This window comes from Micromonospora sp. WMMD812, from assembly GCF_027497215.1.
Lineage (GTDB): Bacteria > Actinomycetota > Actinomycetes > Mycobacteriales > Micromonosporaceae > Micromonospora.
This window is the reverse complement of sequence record NZ_CP114904.1, coordinates 1,491,529-1,515,061: the sequence shown is the minus strand read 5'-3', so window position 1 is coordinate 1,515,061 and position 23,533 is coordinate 1,491,529. Positions and strand designations below refer to the sequence as shown.

Annotated in this window: 20 protein-coding genes and 1 pseudogene; 11 read left to right on the top strand and 10 right to left on the bottom strand. The window is 66.7% G+C overall.

Annotated features, from left to right (window positions below; all coding sequences use genetic code 11):
• Window positions 1-1,832: 1,832 nt before the first annotated feature.
• From O7603_RS06940 to O7603_RS06930, 3 genes and pseudogenes are all read left to right on the top strand, one after another.
• Window positions 1,833-2,189 carry a hypothetical protein gene (locus O7603_RS06940; protein WP_281574846.1) on the top strand — a complete coding sequence of 119 codons (357 nt, stop codon included), beginning with the start codon at window positions 1,833-1,835 and terminating at the stop codon, window positions 2,187-2,189.
• A gap of 257 nt (window positions 2,190-2,446) precedes the next feature.
• The gene (locus tag O7603_RS06935) at window positions 2,447-7,243 is read left to right on the top strand and encodes a hypothetical protein (RefSeq protein ID WP_281574845.1); all 4,797 of its coding nucleotides are present in this window, start codon (window positions 2,447-2,449) and stop codon (window positions 7,241-7,243) included.
• A gap of 896 nt (window positions 7,244-8,139) precedes the next feature.
• Window positions 8,140-8,363, top strand: a pseudogene (locus O7603_RS06930) (transposase family protein); the annotation flags it as partial.
• A gap of 335 nt (window positions 8,364-8,698) precedes the next feature.
• On the opposite strand, the gene O7603_RS06925 reads toward O7603_RS06930, so the two are convergent.
• Window positions 8,699-9,130: a MarR family transcriptional regulator gene (locus O7603_RS06925; RefSeq protein WP_281574844.1), complete on the bottom strand. Its 432-nt coding sequence runs from the start codon at window positions 9,128-9,130 to the stop codon at window positions 8,699-8,701.
• 49 nt (window positions 9,131-9,179) lie between these two features.
• On the opposite strand from O7603_RS06925, the gene O7603_RS06920 reads away from it, so the two are divergent.
• Window positions 9,180-9,713, top strand: a complete 534-nt coding sequence (locus O7603_RS06920; RefSeq protein ID WP_281574843.1) for a hypothetical protein — start codon at window positions 9,180-9,182, stop codon at window positions 9,711-9,713.
• 102 nt (window positions 9,714-9,815) lie between these two features.
• Here the strand turns inward: O7603_RS06920 and O7603_RS06915 are convergent, their stop codons facing one another.
• The 3 genes from O7603_RS06915 to O7603_RS06905 all read right to left on the bottom strand — a co-directional run bounded on the left by O7603_RS06915 (window position 9,816) and on the right by O7603_RS06905 (window position 10,847).
• Window positions 9,816-10,040 (bottom strand): hypothetical protein, encoded by a 225-nt coding sequence (locus O7603_RS06915; protein ID WP_281574842.1) that lies wholly within the window; start codon window positions 10,038-10,040, stop codon window positions 9,816-9,818.
• Window positions 10,037-10,627 (bottom strand): GNAT family N-acetyltransferase, encoded by a 591-nt coding sequence (locus O7603_RS06910; RefSeq protein WP_281574841.1) that lies wholly within the window; start codon window positions 10,625-10,627, stop codon window positions 10,037-10,039. Before O7603_RS06910 ends, O7603_RS06915 begins: the two co-directional genes overlap by 4 nt.
• A 73-nt stretch (window positions 10,628-10,700) precedes the next feature.
• Window positions 10,701-10,847, bottom strand: coding sequence for a hypothetical protein (locus O7603_RS06905; protein ID WP_281574840.1), 147 nt, complete (start codon window positions 10,845-10,847; stop codon window positions 10,701-10,703).
• A 1,296-nt stretch (window positions 10,848-12,143) separates the two neighbouring features.
• Here O7603_RS06905 and O7603_RS06900 point away from each other — a divergent pair.
• Window positions 12,144-12,560 (top strand): hypothetical protein, encoded by a 417-nt coding sequence (locus tag O7603_RS06900; RefSeq protein ID WP_281574839.1) that lies wholly within the window; start codon window positions 12,144-12,146, stop codon window positions 12,558-12,560.
• Here O7603_RS06900 and O7603_RS06895 read toward each other — a convergent pair.
• Window positions 12,526-12,882 carry a DNA polymerase ligase N-terminal domain-containing protein gene (locus tag O7603_RS06895; RefSeq protein WP_281574838.1) on the bottom strand — a complete coding sequence of 119 codons (357 nt, stop codon included), beginning with the start codon at window positions 12,880-12,882 and terminating at the stop codon, window positions 12,526-12,528. The genes O7603_RS06900 and O7603_RS06895 overlap by 35 nt on opposite strands.
• Before the next feature lie 884 nt (window positions 12,883-13,766).
• Here O7603_RS06895 and O7603_RS06890 point away from each other — a divergent pair.
• From O7603_RS06890 to O7603_RS06880, 3 genes are all read left to right on the top strand, one after another.
• Window positions 13,767-14,135, top strand: a complete 369-nt coding sequence (locus O7603_RS06890; RefSeq protein WP_281574837.1) for a DoxX family protein — start codon at window positions 13,767-13,769, stop codon at window positions 14,133-14,135.
• Window positions 14,136-14,319: 184 nt separating this feature from the next.
• Entirely contained in the window at window positions 14,320-14,664 is a 345-nt protein-coding gene (locus tag O7603_RS06885; RefSeq protein WP_281574836.1) for a VOC family protein, read from the top strand.
• A 1,003-nt stretch (window positions 14,665-15,667) separates the two neighbouring features.
• Window positions 15,668-16,498: a tautomerase family protein gene (locus O7603_RS06880; protein ID WP_281574835.1), complete on the top strand. Its 831-nt coding sequence runs from the start codon at window positions 15,668-15,670 to the stop codon at window positions 16,496-16,498.
• A 537-nt stretch (window positions 16,499-17,035) separates the two neighbouring features.
• On the opposite strand, the gene O7603_RS06875 is transcribed toward O7603_RS06880, so the two are convergent.
• Entirely contained in the window at window positions 17,036-17,542 is a 507-nt protein-coding gene (locus O7603_RS06875; RefSeq protein WP_281574834.1) for a hypothetical protein, read from the bottom strand.
• 139 nt (window positions 17,543-17,681) lie between these two features.
• On the bottom strand, window positions 17,682-18,329 hold the full coding sequence (locus O7603_RS06870) for an NAD(P)-binding oxidoreductase (RefSeq protein ID WP_281574833.1): 648 nt from the start codon (window positions 18,327-18,329) through the stop codon (window positions 17,682-17,684).
• Between the two features lie 292 nt (window positions 18,330-18,621).
• On the opposite strand from O7603_RS06870, the gene O7603_RS06865 reads away from it, so the two are divergent.
• Window positions 18,622-19,257 carry a TetR family transcriptional regulator gene (locus tag O7603_RS06865; RefSeq protein WP_281574832.1) on the top strand — a complete coding sequence of 212 codons (636 nt, stop codon included), beginning with the start codon at window positions 18,622-18,624 and terminating at the stop codon, window positions 19,255-19,257.
• A gap of 121 nt (window positions 19,258-19,378) precedes the next feature.
• Here O7603_RS06865 and O7603_RS06860 read toward each other — a convergent pair whose 3' ends face one another.
• Entirely contained in the window at window positions 19,379-20,344 is a 966-nt protein-coding gene (locus O7603_RS06860) for a patatin-like phospholipase family protein (RefSeq protein WP_281574831.1), read from the bottom strand.
• 208 nt (window positions 20,345-20,552) lie between these two features.
• Here O7603_RS06860 and O7603_RS06855 point away from each other — a divergent pair, with 208 nt between their 5' ends.
• A complete protein-coding gene (locus O7603_RS06855) occupies window positions 20,553-21,185 on the top strand; it encodes a TetR family transcriptional regulator (protein ID WP_281574830.1) in 633 nt (210 codons plus the stop codon).
• Between the two features lie 17 nt (window positions 21,186-21,202).
• Here O7603_RS06855 and O7603_RS06850 read toward each other — a convergent pair whose 3' ends face one another.
• Window positions 21,203-21,769 (bottom strand): TetR family transcriptional regulator, encoded by a 567-nt coding sequence (locus tag O7603_RS06850; protein WP_281574829.1) that lies wholly within the window; start codon window positions 21,767-21,769, stop codon window positions 21,203-21,205.
• A 29-nt stretch (window positions 21,770-21,798) separates the two neighbouring features.
• Window positions 21,799-22,677: an alpha/beta hydrolase fold domain-containing protein gene (locus O7603_RS06845; protein ID WP_281574828.1), complete on the bottom strand. Its 879-nt coding sequence runs from the start codon at window positions 22,675-22,677 to the stop codon at window positions 21,799-21,801.
• Between the two features lie 204 nt (window positions 22,678-22,881).
• Here O7603_RS06845 and O7603_RS06840 point away from each other — a divergent pair, with 204 nt between their 5' ends.
• Window positions 22,882-23,355, top strand: a complete 474-nt coding sequence (locus tag O7603_RS06840; protein ID WP_281574827.1) for a nuclear transport factor 2 family protein — start codon at window positions 22,882-22,884, stop codon at window positions 23,353-23,355.
• Window positions 23,356-23,533 lie beyond the last annotated feature (178 nt).

Genomic DNA, 23,533 nt, shown 5'->3' with positions numbered 1-23,533 from the left:
CGCCCCTGCCGTCCTGGGTCGGTGCGGGGTCGCTCAGCGAGCGTCGTCGATCGTCCAGACGATTAGGATCTGAGTCCGCAGTATTGCGAGGGCGCGGCCGGCGTAGCGCGTACCTCGCATGCAAGGTGTACGAGTGCTGCCGCCCGGCAGCCGTCTCCACCAGAGACCCCCTTCGAAAGAGGCCGGGGAACTGGTTGAGGGCCGTCGTTACCTTCGCCTCGTTAAGGCCGAGGTCCCTGGACAAACCATGTGGCGCTCGACTGCGCCAACCGGTCAGCCCGAGGTAGGTAATCAGCGCAAGTAGTACCTCAAGGTGAACGCTGTACTGCTCGGATCGCCTCACCGTCCCACCTTGCCGACCGTGCAGCGAGACTTCAACCAGCCAACGCGTCGAGCCCTGGCGTGCCTGGGGGCGGAGACGGCCGCCGTCAGATAGCGAGGCAGCAAGAAGGCAGCCGGGGCCTCGATGCAGGTCGGCCCCGGATGTCAACCGACGAGGCCGGGCACCTGCCTGTCCGCACGGTCGTCTCCAGTTGACAACCGTCGACAGCTTGAGGCCGCTTCCCCCGACGGGGGTCGGAGCTCTTGGAGGCACCAAGATCAGGCCGTCTCCAGGCCGTCTGAGGTGAACCAGCGGCGACCACTCATGACCGTCGATGAACTGTCCAAGCCCCAGGCCACAGGCCGTCTCGTCCAGTTTGATCGGCTACAGACCCGTGCTAGATCAATACCGCTGGAAGTAGGTGCCCGGCTTCCCAGCCTTGGCGCCGGTGGAACTAAAAGACCGCGCATGACGCCGCGGTGCCCGCGGCGCGACACCCTCCGTATTGAGCATGCGCTCGGATCACAACGCCTGTGCGGGACCAAGGGAAGCCCATGTACTCACCGGACCCATTGTTCGACAACTCGTCATACACTCGTCGCTACGAAATTCTGTTCGAGCGTTTCGTTCGTGAACGACTCTACGACGCTGCGTGCCTCATCAGTTCTGCCAGGGGCGAAGGCATCCACGACGAGCCGCTGCCCGAGGTGTCCACCGCAACCTCACAGCTGCAATCGCGGGCCGAATCTCTTAGATCCAGGGACTCGCGTGATCTCCGGGCCCGCCACGATGTGCCGGGCAGCGGGTCGGGAAGGGTTAGCCGCCATCGCTTCGGCCAGGGTCTTTACGTCGGCATCGGCGGCATCGAGCACTGCGTCGATCCCATCGGTTCAGCCGGTGGTGGAGGCGTCCCGGCCGACCCGGGATCGCCGGACACCGGCCATGGGGTTGGTTCGGCCGTCGGTGTCGGCCAGGAGGTAGCGCAGCGGAGCCTTGCTGGCCGACTCACCAGCTGCAACGGTCGGACAGGAGCGCACGACCACCCTTCGGCAGTCGTGGCTAGGCAAGTCAGCTCGTTCTCGACCGCGATCAAGTCGCGGCCGCGAGCGCCCCGCCGTCGCAGTTCGGCGGCAAGCTCGAGGTGTGGGCAGGGGCCGCGCCGGTGGTAGCCGCCGGGCACCCCAGCGCCCACTGTGGTCTGAAATTGTTGTGAGCTGCGGACGGGGCCGCCGAGGGTGTGCCAGGACAGCTCCGGTGATTGCTGTCCCCGCAAAGGGTCGATGGCTTGACCGCCGTTGGCCGAGTGAAATTTGGGGGCATTATGCCCTGGTGGTGTTGCGTCATTGCCCCGTCAGGAGTGCGAGCAGTAAGCCTGCATCCATTCGCCCGGACGGTCCGGGACTGTCCGAAATTCGGATAGTCCCACCGTCTACTCTGGGCTGTATGTACGCCCTAAAGTAGAGCCTCTGGATTCCTGATGTTCATCAGGCAGCAGCAAAAGGGGGGGCGCATGGAGGTCGTAGTAAAGATCGAGGGAGGCCGGGCGGACGAACTCGGGAGCCTTGAAAGGGCCGTGAAGACCGACCTGAGGGCGCAGGGTGTCCGAACGGTCCGGACGGTTGGACAGGTGGAGCAGGGAGCGCTTGGGGCTCGTGAGGTACTTCAGTTCGTGGGGGAGAGTGTGATGCTTCCCGTCCTCCTTCAGTCGCTCTACGACTATGTGACGCAGCGGCTGCGGGAGCCACGGCGCGCCAACCTCAAGTTCCACGCTGTTCGAGCCGATCTCCCTGATGGGACGCGTCGCACGGAGCTCACGCTGGAAGGGGAGGCGAAGGACGTAGCTACGGCTCTGAAGGAATTGCAGTGAACCCGGACGAGGAGAAGATCGACCCATCCCGCTCCAGCGTCCTACTGCTCGGCGGCATCAACTACCCAGGATCTCAACTAGCCCCTGTTCCGGCCGCTGAGACCAACCTCGAGAGGCTCCGGCAGGCCTTCGCGAGCCCTGAGTTGTGGGGGGTGCCCCGGGGTCCTCGCTTGCAGGTCTATTCGGACATGACGCGCGCCGGAGTATTGGATGCTATTGGCACGGTATACAGAGCCGCAGACCCAGGCGGACTCTTCGTGCTCTACTTCGTGGGGCATGCTCAGCGCGACCGCAACGGCATGCTGTACCTGGCGCCGCACGACGCCGGAAACCCGCTGGCTCCAGCGAACTCCATGGTGTCGATCGGCGATGTGTACGAGAAGGTGGCTGAACAGGATTCGGGTGCGGAGCGAAAGCTGCTCATCCTCGACTGCTGTTTCTCCGGCAGTGCCATCCCGGCGATGCCTGGGGAGGCATCGACGGCCGGCAGCGAGCGCGGATGGTACGTCATGGCTGCTTGCTCGGACGACAAGATCGCGCGCGCTGACTCCCTTCGCGAGACGACCTTCTTCACAGGGGCACTGCTTGAGGCATTCAAGGGCGTGAAGGAGACGCGGCCAAGCCTCTCCGCGCAGTGGATTTTCGAGACGGTGACCGAACTCGTGTCCGGCTCGCCCGACGTAGACGGCACACACCTCGTGCCACAGCACGCACCCGCAACTTGGGCCGATAGGCCGTGGCTGCGCAACCGTCTCCACGTCAACGCTCCCCGCATCCCGTACACCTATCCATCGCTCACCGCCGCGACCGCGAGGCCTCAGCAACCTCTGCCTCACGGCTTTCGAGCTTGGCCTTCTCGCGAGTCCCTTTTCATCGGGCGCACCGAGGAACTAGAAGCTGCCCTGGGCCGTTTCGGGCAGCGCACCGTGCTTCCGGTGTACGGACCTCGCTACGCCGGCAAGTCGGCGTTCGTCCGCCAGCTACTAGCCACCCCGGGCGTGAAGGAGTCCGCGCCGGCGGAACAGCCTTGGCTACTGCTGGAGATCGCTATCATGAATGCCAGCGCCGAGCTCCCCGTTCTGGAGGCCCTCGCTTCCGCGTTGGAGGTCCGCCTTCAGGACGCGGGCGAGCAAGCCGGCGCAGCCGATGGCGACCCCCGCCGCGAACTGGTCATCGACCGGCTCCGGGAGTACGCGCGTGGGCGCACCCTGCTCCTCGTCATCGACTGCGGGCGCCTGGGATACGACTCGCACCAAGTCAGCGGCGAGCTCGACCATCTGCTCGCGCACCCGTACTTCCGTGACACGGCTAACATCATCATCTCGCGCATCCGCCTCGCCGCTCACGGAGACGACCAACTCGACCTCCAAATTCCTGTCCGCCTAGGAGAACTTCAACCAACGGGAGCCGCCGAGCTGCTCACCGCCCTCATGGCCCACGAACGCGTGACGGTCGACGGCGACGACGTCCTGAGCCGCATCCAGGACCACCGACTGCGGCTCCCAGGGGTACTGAACCTCAGCACGAAGGGCTATCTCGGCAGCGTCGACCGTGACACGACCAGTCCCGACCCGGCGATCCTGGCCACCGCTCTGCTAGAGGGAACCACCCCCAGCATGGCCAAGACCCTGCAGGAACTCGACTGCCGCCTCAACGTCAGGCCCAATGCACCGCATCTCCCCGAACCGCTCGCGATCCTCGTCGTCTGGGCGCTATCCGACCAGATGTCCCTGCCCCGGCACCTTCTGGAAGAGCCCTCCGTTGCCTTCCCGCGCCGCACGCTGGCACTGCTCGAGGATGCACGGGTCCTCTCTTCTTCTGGCTCCGGACACTACAGATTGGGCCAGGCCAGTGAACAGGCGTTGCGTTCTCTGGTCATTGCGGCACTGACTCGTGAAGATGTAGTCGAAGATCCTCTCGCGCCGCCGGTCCTTGCCCCCGCGCTTCTTGACGATCTTTTTCCGTCCGAGCTAGACGCATTGGAGCTGGACTGTCGCTTCGCTGCGGCTGCGCAGGTGCTTCTGGTGGCTGCCGCCGGGGCGCTGGGCGCCGACGACGATAAGGCCGACGCCGCCTTCCAGCTGACGCTCCGCTCGGCTATCGGGTGGATCGAGGACGACGGCGGCAATCGGCTCCCGAGGTTGCACCACGTCATCTGCTCCCTCGTCGTGGCGCCCGCCGGTGACGCCCCCTACTTGCCGGCGGCTGCATACAGCTTGGGAAGGCCAGCCGTCGTAAACGAACAGGCTGCCACTCATGGTCCCGCTGCATCCCCCGAAGGCCCGGCCGATATTCCAATCGACGGGGAGGGCATCACCCCACTCACCGCGCACTACCGCCTTTACCACGCAGTGGCGTCTCTGACCTTTGCTGCCCGAGCCCAGGGCACGGCTGCGGAGACCGGTGCGCGGTTTGTCGCTGTGGCCGAGGAGTTTTCCGCGGCGCTTGCCGTCTGCGAGCCCGAACAGGTCTCCCATACCCTGTTGCGCTCCGCAGACGCCTCATTGACCTTCGCTGGCAATCGGCTTGGGCTCAGGGTACGTCTTCTCGATACTCGGTTAGCTGCCGTCGGTGTGTTGCTCCTTGGAGCCCGCCAGGGTGGCAGCGGACAAACCAGCCGCATCACCCTCACGCAATCCTGGCTACTCAACACAGCCGACGCACTGATCGACGGGGACCGGCTTGAACAAGCCCAGGAGCTCGTCGGCGTGGTCGACGAGCTCCTGGGCGAGGAGCTGCCGCATGACGGCACCTCACGCAGCGTCCACTCGCGGCTCCAGCTGAACAGCCGCATAGCCCGTGTGCGTAGCCGTTTGCTGACGGACCGTCTGGAGAGCCGTCGGGAACTGCTCAATATGATGCGGAGCATCGTCGCTGGATTGGAATTGGCGCATAAGCACGGGGAATCACTATCCCTCTGGTCCACGCGTCTGTTCGAGTCCGCCGTTCCGCTTCTTCAGCAGAGCGCCACCGACGAAGAGTTGATCGAGACCCGGTCCCTCGTCCTGGACGCGCTGAGGCGCTGCTGGGGTGAGAGTCGGGTATGGCCGTCGAGTATCTGCATTTCCACGGCGCGTCTTCTACGGAAGGTGCACGTACGGTGCAGCGATCCCGTGCTGAAGCAGAACGGAGCGCAGGAGGCCGTAGAACTGCTGGCGCAACTTCCCATCGCAACTCATCGCGAATCCGTGAACCCGGTCGGAGGGATTCTCCAGCCACCTTCCCAGGCTGGAGGCGGCGCCCCCTGGTTAAACGATCGGGACGCTGCGCAGGTCCTAAGCTCCCTAGCGCAGGCGTACGGGTTCCTCGCCCGCACCCTGCAGGAGAACGAACGCTTTGGTGCGGCGGGCGCCCGGCGGGTAAAGGCCGAGGAATTCGCCCGTGCCGCAGTGGCGCTCGCCCCGAACGCCTTCTCATACTCGGTCTGGCTTAGGCAGGTTGTCGACATCCGGCGGAATTCTCCGCGCATCGGAGCGGATGGAGAGAAGGCTGAGAGGCGCCGTCGGGATTGCGTCAGGGAGATCCGCAGTTGGCTGGCGCGGAAGGGCGTCCGCTCGCACACCGAGGCATTGCTTGACCTTGCATGTCTCGACTCCGAATGGTTCGAGGAAGGGAGCTTGCGCAGTGCCGCCCAGAGAACCGGGGAGGAATTCTTGCTGCTACACCCGGCCGTGCAGCGGAGCCGTATCGAGGCAATCTATCGCGAACGCCAGCAGAAGCTGAAGGCCCACCGTTTCCGCTACGGCCCCTCAATCGAACTCTGCGCCTTGGAGACGCGGTTGGAACGTGAGTACCGTCGTTGGTCGGGCGTCCTCGACTTCAAGGTGGCCATGGCCGACAAGAAGAAGGGCGTAGGTCCAGGTCCCGCCAGCAAGGCGCCTCAAGTCGACAACGCTCCGCTATTCGCAATCTTTCATGAAGCTGCAGCCCTCTGGCCGGGCAACGCTCGACTAATCGCCGCCGAGGCCGCCTTTCACCGCTATATCTGGAACTATGGCCAGGCAATCGCCATGTATGAGCAGCTCGCTCGCACTGCACCCAATGGCGAGATCCGCCACCTCGCCCGGTTATCTGCGGCGGAAGCGATGCTCGCCGAGCTGGAATACACGTCACCCGAGCACCGGAGTAGCTGGCAGGGTCGACTGATCAACGCACGGGACCACCTCAACGGCGTCCTCAGCCGTAGCAGCCGCGTCGGGTTGGCCGCAGTTCTGCGCGAGCGGGTCGCCATTCGACTAGGTGAGCCCGTGAATTGGGAACCTATCGACGCCGCCTTCGAAGCCATCGTCGGCGGTGACTACGCAGGCACGGTGGGGCGCTTCCTGGATAGCCGCCATTACGGGCAGGATCAAGGCTCTGACAGTGTCCGCGACAGGGTGCGCATTACCACCAGGCGTGATGCTGAGCCACTCGAACAGAATCGGCTCCGCGAGTTGCTCGACGGTTTTGTTGACAGCCGCGCCACCCTGAAGGGCACCCCGGTGGCCACCGAGGGCGGCGCGCGCGACGCGCGTCCGCAACCCAACGATGCTGGTGCCTTCGTAAGCAATGGGGACGCGGAGCAATTCTCTTCGGACCTTCTCGGCGAATTGCTGCTCACAGATTTCACCAGCGTGCAACTGCTGACGGGCCTCGGAAAGCTCTATCTCGACCGCGCCGCAGACCTGATCGCCCGCCATCAAACGCTTCAAGGGTCCGAGCCCGCACCTGACTCCAGCGTCGCGGTGAGCGCCGCAGAGCATGCGCGCCGTGCCTACGACTGCTTCGACGCCTGCCGCGTCCTGCAAGAGGCGCACGGCAATGAGTCCATCGTGACCAAGTTCGAGCGTGGACGGGCCATCACGCTAGCCGCTAAGTACCGCCACAGCGCCGATCCCTTTCCACGGTCATTGCTTCACCGGCGGCATACACAGATTCAACAGGCCGTTGACCTCCTGCTGTTAGCTCGGGGACACAGTGTCAGCGGCTTCAACTTGGTGTGCTCCCGGGCCGTGGCGGAGAACAATGCGGTTCAGGCGAGCCTTGGCATAAGGAGGCCTTCGGGCGGTTCGTAGTCCAGCCGCACTTGACTGAGTCGGGGTCTTCCATGTTTGTGGCCATCTGCGCGTGATGTTGGCATCGGCAGCCATCGCAATGCTAATCGATTGATATAGGCGATGGTTGCGGCTCTTGTAATCAGCATCGCCAGCCAGCGTCTCCTGGCTTCCATCAAGGGCGTTTTCCTTAACCCCGAACGCTCGTTTCGGCTGGACATTCTGCGCTGGACGGAGAGCGGGTAGCCTGATAGGCTCGCGGGCCGAATCCGTCGGGTGGAAGCCGCGGTGGCCGGCCTGGCCTTCCTGCGCGGGCTGCCGGTCGCGGGCGGGACGGCGGAACTCGCGCATGGCAGCAGTTGGACGGATCTCCGGGCTACAGCAGCGGCCGCTCGCGCCACCAGCATTGGGGTGGAAGCGTTGCAGCTACGGCTCTAAGGGACGAAATTCTACGACTGGGCGTCACTGGCAGGCGCCGGCAACACCCAGTTAGGCTCCGCCTGTCGTCTGCGATCCGCGGTTTGACCATCAACCCCGGCGGGCTGGCCTACCAAATGGCCTTGTGCTCGTCAATGAACCTCACGAGCGTGTGCTGTTGGTCGAGGTCAGAGGCAAAGACAGAGACGCGGCTTTCATGATCTCGTTATCAGGTTTTGTCGCCGTATTTCGCTGTAGCAATGGCACCGACTTGATTTCACACTGCCTTCAGTTCATGAACAGAGCCGACACATACTGCCCGGCCGACGGAAGGAGCGGCGTGGGCGACTCCTGACGGAACCCCGAGCGGTCCCTATGGTGCAGGCTGGCACCATAATGACCCTTATGTATCGAGGCGGCCCGCCAGAGCGGTCCGCAGGCCCCGCCTGCTGGTGACCTCCGGCCGGCACCGGCCGGGCCGACCGGCCCTAACGGGCGACATGACCTCGAAGACGTCGGGACTCCGCCCCAGACCCCCGGCCCTGCTAAGGGGCGTCTCGTATCTCGGTGAAGTCGTTGCTCGTCAGCGGGTTGGTGCTCACCAGGCGAGGATCTCGCCGACCGGGTGCTGCTGGTGGCCACGTGCTGGCGCACGAACCTGACGATGCGGCAGATCGGTCTGCTGTTTGGCGTGTCGCGCTCTGCCGCGCACCGGGTCACCGACACCGGTTCGAGCGAATCGACGAGCTCGAAGTCAGCGACCCCCAAGTCACCACCGACGTCGGCCGTCCGGTATCTGCCGAGCCGTAGCAGAGGAGATGTGTCGCCACGCGTCGTGGCCCGCCTGCCTCGAGTAGCGGAGAGTTGGCGGTTCACCCCTGGCCTGCGTTGGCGCAATGCTCGTCGGTCACCCGATGACGGCCGGTTTCAGCAACCCGCCTGCGGAGAACCAGCTCACCGCGAGGGGTGACTGCGCTCGACCACGGTAACCGCTTCGCCCGCCGGGCCAACCTACGTCGCGGAGATCGTCCGGCCCACTGCTTCCGTGGCGGGGACGCCTCAGGACTGCTCGGTGAGCCTGGTGGTCTGCGCCTTCAGGACCCGGATCGTGTTTTCTATGTAGTCGACGATCGCGGCCATCTCGCGCTCGTCGTACCTGGACATGAAGGCGTACATCTCCCGGCCGAGGTCCGCGAAGATCCCGCCCAGGTCGGGCACCGCCGCCTGGTTCGCGACAAGGAGCACACGGCGGCGATCGGTGGGGTCCGGCTCCCGGCGCACGTACCCGGCGCGTTCGAGTCGGTCGACGATGCCGGTGACGGCCGTGATGCCCACGCCGAGTTCGGGCGCGAGGGCGCCGGTGGGGATCGGACCGGACCGCGCGATGAGGCCGAGGGCCTTGTGTTCGGCGGCGTTTAGGCCGAGGCGTCGGGCGATCGCCTCGTGGAACAGCACCACCGCCGTGCTGAGTTCCCAGCCGTAGTCACGCATAAGACTCACCCATTGCTTCAGCTATGTGGATACTCCATCATTATGAAGTATGAGACAGGCACTCACAGTGAGCATGGCCGCCCTCCGCTGGGCGGCGCGCACCTACGCCCATCACCCCCTGTCGATCCTCGGGTTATCGCTCGTGCCGACCGTCCAGCGGTTCCTCGTCGTGCGGCAAGACCTGCCGACCCCGGTGGCCGTCACGACCGAGGTGCTGGTGACACTCGTCCGCCTGCTCCTGCTCGTCCTGATCGTCCGGATCATGATGCGGGAGTTGGCCGCGGCCGGGATCGACCGCCACGCGGCCTGGTCGCGGCTCACCGCCGGCATCGACGCGCGGCGCGCCGCGTTCTGGCTCCAGTGGGTCGTGTTGGCGGTCGCGTTCGTCATCTTCGACGTCATCCCCAACACGGTCATCGCGCTCGCCGTGCCCGAGGCGGATCGGGCGATGGTGGAGGCGGTCGTCGTGGCCGTCAAGAATCCCACCGTCATCGCCTTCACTTTCCTCTGGATGGCCGGCGTCGCCCGCACCCTAATCGTCCAGTCCGCCGACGCCCGGGCGGTCCCGGCCCCGGCGGCGTGAGAGGCGGGCCGGCAGCCCGCGCGCGAGAAGGAGCCGATGATGATCAGACGATGGTCGGGCACCGGGCCTGCGCTTTCACCGCGCCGGCCGGAACGCCCGTCGCTATGCGCCTGTCCAAGTCGCGGGCGGGGAGCCCTGTTCGAGGGGTGCGGCGAAGAAGCGCAGTTCGTGGCGGGCTGAGGTCACGAACGCGGCTCTCATCCTGGCGCGGACGTCGTCGGTGGCTGCTGCGGCGTGGGTGGTGACGATCTGGATCGCCTGCTGGTTGAGGGCGTCGAAGGCGGCGTCGCCGTAGGTTTGCAGCCAGGTGGTGGTGACTGGCCTCATGCAGGATCGACCGTCTTCACCATGACGCAGTTCTTCAGCCCTTTGGGCCGGTCGTAGGTGAAGCCGAGCCGCTCGTAGAGTCGACGGGTGCCGTTGTAGAGGAACGACGACGACATCTTCTTGGCCTGGTTGGTCAGGTCGTGGGGATAGCTCTCGACCCGCCCTCCGCCGGCCTGCGCGATCAGGTCGAGCGCACCGGTGATCGCCAGCTCCGTCACGCCCCGTCGTCGGTGGCGCTTGTCGACGAAGACGCAGGTGATCCGGTAATCGGGGTCCGCGGTCTTGGTGGCGTCGTACTCCTTGCGGTGGTGGAGGGTGGGCAACTCGACCGGGGTGCCATATTCAGCCCACGCGATGGCCTCGTCGCCGTCCATCACCAGTGCGGCGTGCGCCTTGCCCTGCTCGACGTAGGCCTTATTCAGCGCCCGGTTGGCCTCCGCGCCCTGGCCGCGCTCGGGCCCGTCAGGGTGGAACCAGATGCACCAACAGCCCCCGAAGATGCCGTTGTGCCGCTGCACCAGCGCATCGAAGGCGTACCAGGTCTCGGGGCTGAGAGGCGCGATCGTGTACGACGACTCGGTAGCCATGCCGTTCACGGTATTCGATCCTTCGGGCCGAAGTGACCTGCGGCGAGGCCACGGGTCACCCCGAGCTGCCGGTTCAATCCTTCCTCGCAGCAGACGCGTCGACGCAGATGATTCCCTTGTTGCCGTCCTGGTCGGCGATCACGGTGAGCGAGGGCGCGTTGCTGTCATCGACGACGGTCCCACCCGCGGCGACGGCAGCGGCGATCCGTTGCTCGGCCACCTCCGGGCGCCACATAGACCTCGATGTGAAACCGCTGACCCGGGGCCTCGTGCTCGTCGGCGTCCCCGAACCAGAGGTTCGGCACCCGTCCCGTGGCCTCCCGGATTTCGTCGCTGGGGTCCCGCGGCCCTGGGCCTCGGGGCTCCCCGTCAGTAGGGCGGCCCACACCGGGCGAGCAGGGCGACACCGAGGATGACGGCGAGGAAGATTGCCGCGACCGCAAGTACTCCCAGCAGGAGATGTACCAGGATGCTGACCATCGACACGGTCCTTTCGGCGTGATACCGCACGGCATCGCAACCCACTCACACGACCCTCGCGCACGCGATCGCCTGCCGGGACACCACGTGGGGTGGCCACTAGCAACGGCAGGCTGCCGTCGGCAGCGACGGTGACAGCGACAAGGCTCCCGGAGCGGAACGGAGGCACCGAGCGACGTTTAGATGTCACGACGTCGGAGACGTGCGCGGACCGGGCCCGTCGGCGCGCGCATGCCTCGCAGCGGATCGAGTGCCCATGGCCGAAGCGGTTCCCGATGTCGAACTGAAGTGGCTCAGACGGGGACTTCGGCGCTGAGGACGATGGTGTCCTCCTCGGGCAGGTTAAGGAATTCGGCATGGCTGGCGGCGTTGTGGGCGAGGGCGATGAAGAGGCGCTTACGCCAGATGGCCATGCCGGGCTGGCGAGTGCAACGCAGTGTGATCCGCGAGACGAAGTAGGAGACCTGGTCGAGGTCGATCCCCTTGCTGAGGGGGTGGGAGGTAAGGAGAGCACCGGGCTTGCATCCCGGAGGGCGCGGGGGCGGGGCCCGCCACGCTGGCGTGAGCGACAACGACATCCGCGTCGGCGTGGGCTTCCCCCTGGGCCAGCTGGCGTGTGCCCTGACGACCGCCGGGACGCATGAGGACGCGGCCACCCGCCAGCGGGCGGAGCTGCGGGTACGCCGCTGGCAGCAGGTCGTGGACGGGATGGCCGGGGGAGGGCTGGACATCGGTTCGCGTACCCCGGTGAGAGGTCTGCCGGCGCGGGTGACGCCGGAGGTGGTTCACGGCGGGTTCGCGACCGGGGCGTCGGCGGCGGGCGGTCCGCTGCGCCCCGACGAGATCGACCGGGCGCAGCGGCTGGGCCTGCCCGCGGACCGCCGGGCGTTGTGGCGTGGCTGCTGCGAGCTGGCGAGCGCGACGCCGCCTTGGGTGTTCTGGAGGAGATCGCGCCGTTCGCCGAACGGCTGCGGTGCACCCCGGCTCCGAGCGATCAGCGCGCCGGCGACCCGGACGTCGTGTATCGGCGGGCGATGTGCGCCGAATCCTGGAGCAGCGGCAGCCGAATACTCAGATCGAGACGATGCGTGAGGCGCTGACGGTGTGGAATCCGTTCGCCGACGAGTTGCTGACGCTGTGGTGCGAGACCACTGACGGCGGCCGGATCGGCGCGGTGACACCGGACGACTGGCTGCCGCGAGCCGTAAAGCTGCTGGTCCGCTACCAGCACCTCGCCGCCGAGCACACCCTCTGCAGCAAGCCTTCCGCGCCGCGGTCGCTGCGGCGCCCAGCCTCGACGTGCCGGTGCCGAGCTGTCCGGGGTGGACGCTGTTCGATCTCTCAGGGCTACCTGGCCCAATCGTCGGTGTCGGCAGCGCGGTTTCCAGACCGATCCTCCGCGGCACCCTCGGCAACGTTCATCCATGCTCGTTCGAAGGCTGCTCTTTCGTGAAGTGGAGGAGCCACCCCTCGCCGGTACGGATGAGCGCGTACCGCCGAGGGCCGGCGCGGCCGTGCAACGTGAACACCATGCGGCGTTCGGTGCGGTCGTGCTCCTCCCACGTGCCGATGTCGGCGATCGACTTGTCAGCGTCCTCGTAGGTGAGGTGATCGAGGTGGTGGTCGGGTACGGCGATCGCGAGCCGGTTGTTGCTGGGATTGTCCGGCAGGCCACGGGGGACCGCCCAGGAGCGCAGCACACCGTTCTCCTCGAGCCGTAGGTCGAAGTGCGGTCGTGGTTTGCGGTGGTGGTGCAGGACGAAGGCGAGTGGCACTCTTACGATTGTCGACGCCCGCCCACCCTGCCGCCCGCCAATCGGCAGCTGGTGCCACGCGACGATCGACGGGTCCTGTTCGCCCCCCGAGGCGACCCTGGTGCCGGCGCACGTGCGTCTCACTCAACCTGAACGTTCACCGGCTGTGGCGCCCCATGCCGGATTGGAGTGCACAAAGCTCGGCATCCTGGCACTCACGCCTCGATCATGACGAACCACACGCCCGCATGAGCCTACTTCCGGTCATCCCGCCCGACCGGCTAGTGCTGATGCCGGTGCCAGTCCAGCCCCGCTGCTGCCTGCAACGCCAGGGCCACCGCCTCACCGCACCGTACTGCCGAGTGATCGTCGACGCCGAGCTTGTCGCTCGCGGCAACATCGCCGGCGAATTCGCTCAGGCACGGGTGGGGAGCTAACTGACCGCTGGCGGTCACTCTGCGTCGCCATGCACAGAAGTGGTCCGACACCAGTATGAGCGGGCCACGATGACCAGTGCCATCCCGTATGCGGCAAACGCGGCCAAGCCGATCCAGCCGACCAGCAGTGCGTCGCCTGAGGAGTGAAAGTCTCCGCGTCGTATCGGCGTGGGTCGGTGTGCCCGCCGGGGGGCCATGCCGTCCCGGTACCAGCTGAGACAAGGCAACCTTGCGGCGTGTGACGGCTGGTGAGCGAAATTTCTGGAGCCTGGATGTTGACTGCTCCCTGCTGGCCCCGGTCATGGCGCCAGCGCGGTGAGCCAGACAAGGCCCTTGTGCCGTCGCGTCACAAATCCAAGAGCTGCGCTGTCTTGCCATATGACCCGACGGTGCGGCGTAGCCGGAGCTCCGGGTGGGTTCCTGGCAGCGCCGGGGATCTCACCTGCCAGCCGAATTGGGAGGAAGCCAATGGCTGTTCTCATTCTTTGCGAGGTCGTCACGGTTGGCGCGGTCGTGGCTAACATGTACGCCGCCACGGCCGACTTCACCCGGGCTAACTTCGTCCTGGCCAACTCGACCAAAGTCGGTGTCCCCACCTCCTGGCTGCCGCTGCTCGGCACGCTCAAGGCCGCTGGCGCCGTGGGCCTGCTCCTCGGGGTTCTTGGTGTCCGGTACATCGGCGTTGCGGCCGCGGTCGGGCTAGTTCTGTTCTTTCTGGGAGCGATCGGGTTCCACGTGCGTGCTCACGAGCACCATTTCGTCAACACGACGGTCGGCTATTTCCTGCTCGCGGTCGCGGCGTTGGTGGCTTCCATCGCTCAGGAGGTGGCCCGCTGAGTACCAGCCGACTGGCGGCGGCCAGCGATGTGGTTCTTGCCATCATCATCACGATCATGGTGCTGGAGTTGGAGTGCCGGAGGCCGTCGCGCCGCAGGTTGTCACACATCGGTTCTCTGTCTTGTCCAAGATTTTCTGACGAGAGTGGCGTTGCCACGTCGGACCTCAGCGTTATGGTCGGTGAATGATCAATGGTGCTCATGTGATCATCTACAGCCGCGACCCAGAGGCGGACCGCACCTTCTTCCGGGACACGCTCGGCTACCACCACGTCGACGCCGGCCATGGCTGGCTCATCTTCAAGCTCCCGCCGGCCGAGCTCGCCATGCACCCGACCGAGGGCGAGCCGGCCCACGAGCTCTTCCTCATGTGTGACGACGTCGCGGCGACCATGGCCGACCTGGCCGCGAAGGGCGTCGAGTTCACGATCCCGGTCACCGAGGAACGGTGGGGGCTGCGCACCGCACTGCGGCTGCCCGGTGGCGGTGAACTCGGTCTCTACGAACCGCGCCACCCGGTCGCAATCTGACGCGCCGGCTCGGCGGCTGGTCGAGGCCGACGGAAGGGCAGCCCAGGCAGCAAGAAGGCGGCGCAACCCATAGCAACAACCGTGGGCCAGGTATCACCAGACGGCCGCAACCCTGCGGGTGTAGACAGCCCTGCCACCCAGCCGGAGCCGTTGGTGCGACCTACTCGGCCCCCGTCGGGGGTCGTCCCCATGTCAGCTCATCCTTGACCGCGACGAGATGGGCGCCGTGACCACCTCTTGGGCTTCTGCTCGACGCTGATTGTTGGACAACTCAGGTGGTTCGGGCGGAGTTGCGGGCGGGATCTGAGGATCATCGTGAGCTGGCCCTCGCATGCGAGGCGGACTGGCTGGCCACTGCCCAACTAGACACGCTCGATGAGGTGCGGTGCTTTACCAAATGGGCAGCACGGCTTGGCTCGGGCGAGCGCGACCTCGGGGAAGCATCCGTTGTCGCGGCCGCTGAACTACGGCGAGGCGTGGCCATCACGGACGACAGGAACGCGACGCAGGTCGCCCGCGCCCACGGCGCCCGCGTCCACGGCACCATCTGGCTTCTCGCCGGCGCCTGCCGGGACGGCAAGCAAACCTTGACGGCTGCGGGGAACCTCATTGAGGCACTGAGAGCAACTGGTGCTCGTCTGCCCTGCGCCGGAGCGGAGTTCCCGGACTTCGCCCGTAAGCACAATCTCCTGTAGTCGCTACCGGCTGGCGTTGAGTGCTGAGGTTAGTCGGCCCTCAGCCGGGCGAGTGCCAGACGTCCACGGCATCGAGGTACACGATGCAAACTCCAAGAGCCTGGGCAGCGTCTTGACCCTGTCTTGTCGATCGCCCCCGGCCCTGCGTCGTGCAGGGACGACGACCCGGCTTCGTGGCCGATCTGTCCGGGTGCCACACCAGCACCCGGCGGAAACTTTCACTTTCTCGGACCGCTGCCTGGAACGCCTTCGGCTCGACATGATTGACAGGACGCCGCCCAGGCCACCGGTCTCCGAGAGGAGCGCACATGCCCTTTGTCAACATCTCGCTGGCCCGCGGTAAGTCGGACCAGTATCTCGCCGCCGTCTCGCGGTCGGTGCACGATGCGCTGGTCGCCGAGCTGGACATGAAACCCGATGACAACTTCCAGCTCATCCACCAGTACGACCCGGGCGAGATGATCTTCAATCGTGGCTTCCGCGGTGGCCCACGCTCCGATGACTGGATCGTGTTCATGATCACCGACGGTCTGGATCGTGGTGAGCGGGCCAAGCGGAGGTTCTACCGGACGCTGGCCCGCCTGCTCGAAGAGCGTCCGGGTGTCCGTCCCGCCGACGTGTTCGTCATCATGACCGTGATCCCGCCGGGCAACTTCTCCTTCGCAGGCGGAGTGATCGGCACCGACGTCGGGGCCGCCGAGTCGCTCGAAGCGGCGGCGAAGGCGCCGGGCACTCGCGAAACGTACAGCAGGGCCGAAATGACGTACGCCGTCACCCAACTGTTCCAGAACCGCGACCGGAGCCGCATCCTGCCGATACTGCGCGACGACGTCGTCCTCACCCTGCCCAGGACGCTGCCCTACGGCGGCGAGTTCACCGGCCCTGCGGCCTTCGACGACTTCTTCGCGAAGATCGCGGGCGGCGGCGGCGTCTGGAAGTCGTTCGACACCGTCGTCGATGACGTCCTCGCCGCTGACGACCACGTCATCGCCCGACTCACCAACACGGCGGTACTCCAGGCGACCGGCAAGACGGTCGTCTTTCAGAACCTCTGGCTCTTCGGAGTCGCGGCCGGCCGCATCACCAGCGCCCAGCTCTACGCCGACACCGCCGCCACGACCAGCGGCGCACGCGGTTGATCGAAGCTCCGCCGGACAGGACGCCACGTCATGGTACGACCCGCGCCGCGGTCGTCCGCGGCATCGGAACTCCCCATTCCGTCGAGACGATCACGTTGGACGCGCCGGGACCGACCGACGGCAGGAGCGGGGCGCTGTCAAGGTGGGGCTGTCGACGCCTGTAAGCATTCCGCCGTACACGTCTGCCGCGCGGCGTCGCGAACGGCCTCGGCGGCCGCGATCGTGGCCCGGGCGCTGTCCAGCGTGGCGCGTCCGGTCTTGGTCAACTCCACATGGTGCTTGCTGCGATCGAAGAAAGGACGACCCAGCTCGCGTTCGAGCGCCTGAACCGTGCGGCAGACGAGTAGGTCGCCGGGACACTTCGTGCGAGGTGCCAACTTCACGTGAGATGCGCGCCTTGTCTAGTCCCACCACATACCTGGCGAATCCGTCTCCGGACCTGGGTCTCGTTTCACCGAGGTTTCGACCCCGAATCTCGACCGGCGGGTTCCGTAGTGATGCCGGCTGCAACCGGTGGGTCGGTCGCCGAGGACCGCGTCAGGAGGGTGAGGCCGGAGCCGACGTCGGATCGTAGTCGGCGTCGGATCGGAAGTAGACGACGCCGCTCGCCGAGTCCAGCAAGTATGAGACTGACACGAACGAGCCTTCCTCGCCGTCGCTCCAATCGAGCCCGGTCCCGCCGCGCCACTCTGGTGCGGCCGGAAGCCAGGACGACAGCCGCGGGTGCGGAGCGGCATCGTCGGGGACATCCCCAGTCAAGACTGTCGTCAACTCGGTGAGTCTGGCAACGTCGGCCGGCGCAACCCGGGCCGCGCCCTCCCGTAACAGGAAGAGGTCGCCAACGTTGAAGTCGCAGCGGCCGCTTTCTGTCCACTCCCACCAGTGAACCTCCAGGACCCGGCCCAGCGGCTGCAGCTCCGGCTCGATCGGCGCGGTCTCGGTGTGTACGGACGCGTCGACCGTCACCTCCGGCTCCGGACAGTCGAACGGCCAGGAACACCCGCCCTGGGACGTCGACAGTGCGACAAGGGCAATGATGCCCACCACACGACGCCTCACGTCACTACCCAGACGAGCAGTGCGGGTAGCCAGGAGTCGATCACCCGACCCATGGTACGGACGTCACCGGTTCCCCTGCTCCGTCGGCGGTGGCTACCCGACGACCGGTGCCGACCTCAGCTGGTCAGGGGTAGAGGTTGTGGTGATGGGTGGCGGGGTCTGGTAGGACGCTGAGGATCAACGTGGCCAGGTCGGCGTACGTCGTGGGGAGCAGGGAGGTCGCTGGTGTGCTGAGGTGGGTGCGGAGGCCCCGCGCGGCTCGATCGACGACCCGGACGGGGCGCACGATGGTCCACTGCAGTCCACTCGCGTACAGGAGGGTGTCCTGCTCGCGTCGTTGTCGGATGGCCGTGGCGGCAGCGGCGCGGTAGGCGGCGGCCGCGATTCGCGGCACGAGACCTGCGGTGTGCGGGGAGTAAGCGGCCTCGGAGAGCACTATCAGCCGGCGTACCCGCTGCATGTGCATGGCCTCGATGATCGTGGCCGTGCCGGCGGTGAACAGCGGGGCTTGCTGGTTGCGGCCCAGGCCGACGGCGATGACCGCGGCCCCGGCGCCGGAGAGCGCGTCGTGCACGCTGACGCGGTCGAGAACGGAACCGGCGACGATCCGGTCGGTGGGTGCGCCGCCGAGTCGGCCCGGGTCACGCAGGTGGGCGGTCGTGCGAACGCCGGACTGCCGGGCGGCGTGCAGCAACGCGCGCCCGGTTCGCCCGGTGGCGCCGAAGATCGTGATGTGCGACGGCATCGCCGTCGGTGTGCGGGCGTCGCTCATTTCGGAAACCCCCAGGATGAGTTGCTCAGTTGTGTCAGCGGTGAGGAACATTGCGCGGAGCCGCACGGCGCGACTGGATGCCCGCACAAGAAGTGCGGGCCGGTATACGACTGACCGGTTGGGTGGTTGAGTAAGTGCGGCGGATTGGCCTTGAACCAACTACTCGGTTAGCAGCTCGAAGCCGCTTCGTGTTCGAGCCCCGTCGGGGACAGGGCGGGAGCGCGGACGGCGGCGGGCTTCGTCCCCAGGTCACCGACTTTTATCTATCCGGTTAGTCGGTTATGCTGGATTCATGGTGCGAGATGCAGAGGCGACCCGGCGGCGCCTGCTCGATGCGGCCGCCGATGAGTTTTCGGAGTTCGGAATCGCGGGTGCCCGCGTTGACCGCATCGCGACTGCGTCCAAGAGCAACAAGGCGCAGATCTACCACTATTTCGGTAGCAAGGAGCGCCTGTTCGACGCGGTGATGAACGACATCGTCGGCCGCACCGCCGGAAGTGTTCCGATCACCGTCGACGACCTGCCGGGGTATGCCGGCCGCTTGTTCGACGCGTACGAGGACGATCCGCGGATTGCCCGGCTGGCAACCTGGTACCGGCTCGAGCGTCCCAGTGACCCGACCCAGCTCGAGGTGCTCTCGGAGACCATCAAGGACGAGCTCCGGCAGATTCGCGCTGCCCAGAAGGCCGGCGTTCTGCCGTCGCGGTACCGTCCGGCTGACCTGCTGAACCTCGTTCTGCACATGACTTTCCTCTGGGCCTTCGTCTTCCCGGAGCTGCAGGGGCAGTTTTCCAAGACGGCGCGTAGCCACCGTCGGCGAGTCCTCGTCGATGCGGTGAAGGCGCTACTGCGGCCGGAACCGGAGAGTGCGGGTCGGCCGACCCCGCTCGCCGATGACCACCAGGACGACGCGCCTTCCCCCCGGTGAGGCTCGGAGTCATCCGGCGGGGAGGCGGGTCAGGCCCGAGCGGGTTCTACGGCTGCGTGCGGGCGACCAGCGTGCCTGGGTGGCGGGGGCGCCGCGGCTGCGGCACCCCCGCCACCATCGGTCAGGGGTGCAGGAGCGCTTCGACCGCCGCGGTGGCGGCGGCCCCGTCGCGGAGGCCGAGCTCAGCGGCGCGCGGCCGCACCTTGGGGTCGAGGGCGTTGCGGATGATCTCCTCGGACCCCTCGCCGCCCGTGATCCGGACGACGCGCAGGCCGCCGGCCTCGAGCTTGCTCAGCGCCTCCTCCTCCACAGTGTTGGACAGGTTTGGCGTCGGCATGCCGATGTAGATGATTGCGGCGAGGTTCTTCTCCTTGACCAGGTCGGCGGAGAACGAGGTACGTGGGGCGTCGGTGTAGTGCTGGCCGTTGATCTCGACGGTGGGCAGGAAGCCCGGTACCGCCGCGGAAGAGGCAACGGCCGCCGCCAGCGGCACGCCGTCGGCCTTCTTCCAGAGCACCGTCTGGCCGGTCTCGGCGTTCACGGACGTGGGGCGGAAGTCCAGCGCCGGCCAGTCGGCGCCGGGCAGCATGCTCGACACATAGGTGACGAAGTCGGCGCTGGAGATCGGGGTCGGCGCCTTCATCGCCAGCGCCCCCACCTTGCGGCCGCGTTCCTCGATCGTGCCCTCGGTGGAGCCCAGCGCCGCGATGATCTCCGTCGGGATCGCGGTCATGCCCTTACCCGCGGGCAGCGGTGCGGTGGCGACGTCACCGCTTCGCTCCTTCTCGACGAGCTGTTCGAGGTCGAGCCCGGCACTGAAGTAGCTTCCGGCCAACGCGCCGGCGGAGGTGCCGACGACGACGTCCACGGTCGCCGGGGTCAAGCCGGCCTTGCCGAGCGCCGCGAGGACTGCGGTCTGCCAGGCGATGCCGGTCTCCCCGCCGCCGCCGAGCACGATGCCCACCCGCGGGCGCTCGGCGACCGGCGCGGCCGCCTGGTCCGACGCCGCCGACGAGCACCCCGCGGCCAGTGCCGCCGTCGCGCCCAGCGCCGCCGTCGCCCGCCACAACCGCCTGTTCCCGTTCATCACTGACTCTCTTTCCATCAAGGGGGTGAGGACCGGTCGTATCTCCCGACCGGTTAGTTAGAAGCTAAGCATGGTGGGCGGCGAGCCGTCAACTACTCGGTTAGTTGAAACGCTGAACGCGCCGGTAGGGGACGAGGGGATCAGCGCCTTGAGCTGCGCTTGTCGGCCTGACATTTCATCTATCCGGTTAGTCGACTAGACTTCAGGCATGACCAGGGATGCGCAGGCCACCCGACAGAGGCTGCTCTCAGCGGCGGCAGACGAGTTCGCCGCGCACGGGATCGCCGGCGCTCGCGTCGATCGAATCGCGGCCGCAGCGGGCAGTAACAAGGCGCAGATCTACCACTACTTCGGCAGCAAGGAGCGGCTGTTCGACGCCGTCCTGGACAGCATCGTCCGCCGGGCCGCAGCCGAGGTGCCGATCGATGTCGGCGACCTGCCCGCCTACGCGGGCAGGCTGTTCGACCGCTACGAGGATGACCCGCGGGTGGCCCGACTGGCGATCTGGTACCGCCTGGAACGGGCGGACCCGCCGAAGCGGATCGACGCGCTGTCCAGCGCCATCGAGGATGAGTTGACCCAGATCCGGCGGGCCCAGGCCGCGGGACTGTTGCCGTCCGTGCGGCAGCCGGTCGACCTGCTGAACCTGGTGCTGCACATGTCGTTCCTCTGGGCGTTCGTGTTCCCGGAGCTCGAGAGCCAGGTCGCGAAGACCTCGCGGTCTCATCGCCGCCGGGTCGTCACCGACGCGGTCCGGATGATGCTGGGCCCATCAGTCGCACCCGGCGGCGGTCTTGCACTGCCCGTGTCCGGAGGCGAAACGCCGGCCTCCCAGGCCTGAACAGGAGCCGCGCGGACCTAGTACGTCAAAACGCGGCGGACGGCGTCGACGAGGGCGGCGCGACGCTGAGCTTTGGACAGCCGCGGGATGAACACGGCGAACTCGGGCGACGCCGAGGACCACACCTGGGCCAGGTGCAGCACCAGACCCAGGATGGTGACGGGGTCGTCGTTGCCCGGCAGGTCGCCGCGCCCCTGGGCGGCGGCGATGGCGTCAAGCTTGTCGCGGATGTTGTCGACGACCGGCTCCAGAGGTGCGGTGGTGCCGCCGCGCTCGAGCCGGTACCAGGTTGCCATCCGCAGCAGCTCGGGACGCTTCTCGTACCCGTCGAAGAGACGGCCGGCGTACTCGGGGAGGTCCAGCGGGTCGATCGGGGCCTCTTGGATGGACGTCACGACCAGTGCGTTGAAGGCTGCGTCGAACAGAGCGTCCTTGTTGCCGAAGTACTGGTAGATCTGGGCCTTGTTCGACTTGGCCGCCGCGGCGATGCGGTCGACGCGGGCGCCCGCGATACCGAGTGCCGCGAACTCGGCGATCGCCGCCTCGATCAGACGCCGTTGCGTTGCTGCGGAATCACCTGGCATGCGTCGCTCTCCTAGCCTCACCAACGACCCTACGCTGGCGTCACGATCCGGGCGTGGGCGGCGCGCAGGTGATCGCCGATCATAAAGACCGCCTCGCGGGCTATCTCAATCGGCTTGTTGTGAGTGAAGCCATGATCGACGCCCGGGAACTGGCGGTGGGTGACGGCGACCCCACGACGCGCCATCTCGACGGCGAGGTCGTTCATCTCGTGACGTAGCGTATCGTGCTCGCCCGTCATGATCAGCGTCGGCGGGAACTCCCCGAGACGCGGGTGCAGCGCAACGGAGACACCGGGGTCCAGCGGGTCGGCGCCGAGGAAGTAGGTGCGGCGGGCCAGTCCGAGCATCCGCGTCGACACAATCGGGTCCTTGATCGTGGTGGTCCGGGTCTCGTCGGGGCGCGACAGATCAGCACAGCCGAACTCGGAGGTCAGCGCGGCGGGAACGGGGACGCCGTCGGTGATGGCCTGAGCGATGACACTCATCGCGAACTTGCTGCCGGCGCTCGCCCCGCCGATCGTGAGACGAGACACATCCCAGCCATATGCGACGCCGTTGTCGAGGATCCACCGGTAGACGTCGTAGTTCTGCTCCTCGGACACCGGCCAGCGCACGTCCGGCGCGGTGTCGTAGTCCGGCACGACCACGGCCGTGTTCAGTTCGGAGGCCAGGTACCGCGCGATGCTGCCTTCCTGCCACGGCGACCGGATGATGAACGCTCCGCCGTGGATCAGAAGGTGCACCGGCGGGCGGTGGCCCGCACGAGCCAACGCCGCACGATCGGTGTTCGTCGGGCTGTAGACCAGCGCACCGATCGTGCCGTGCCGGGTCGGGATGTTCAGCCGCTCTGGTCGCCTGATCCGTTTGGTCGCGAACTCCAGGTCACGGCCGGACCACAGCACCTTCATCAGGACCGGGAAGACGCGTTGGAACCTACGTGCCCGCCGCATATCCGACCCAGTGATTGCCTGAACTGCCATGGCTACCGTCCGACTGACTAGTTGGTACGCTGCCGTCCAGCTGTGAGTATGGCACAAACTCAGGTGTGCACACGCCGACTGAACTCAAGCACCGGAATCTAACCAACCGGTTGAACCGACACGGAGGCGAGCATGGACGACCTCGGAGCCCAGCCGGCGGCGAGCACCAACGCCGCCGTCGTCACCCGATTCATCGACGAGGTGATCAACGGCGGCAACCTCGACCTGATCGACGCGCTATGGCACGAAGACCTCGTCTGGGAAGGCGGCAGCCTCGGCGAACGACACGGCATCGAGGCGTACAAGAAGATGATGGGCGCCACCGGCGGTGGCAGCCGGTGGGCCAACCTGCACCTGACCGTGCACAACATCTTCGCCCAGGACGACACCGTCGTCGTCCAGTTCACCAACAGCGGCTACCGAACCGGACGCCTCCTCGGCGTCGTGCCATTCCGCAGCAAACGCGGCTCCTGGAACGGCGTCGGCATCTACACCCTCCGCGGCGGCAAGATCGTCCATGCCTGGTTCGTGGAAGACGTCGTCGCCATGCTCCGCAGCCTCGGCGGCCCCGGCGCACTCGACCTGATCACCTCAAGCGGCAAATGACGAAGGGGCAGGCGATCGAGGCGATGGAACACCGTTCCGGCTGACCTCAGCGAACAGCTGCCGGAGCCGCACCTGTTCCGCGGACGCCTCCAGCGGAGGCTCCTGCGGGAGTCGTGGCCCGACCCTGCGGCCGGTGGTGGGGCTAGCGCGCCGGTGCGGAGGTACGACGCTCGTCAGG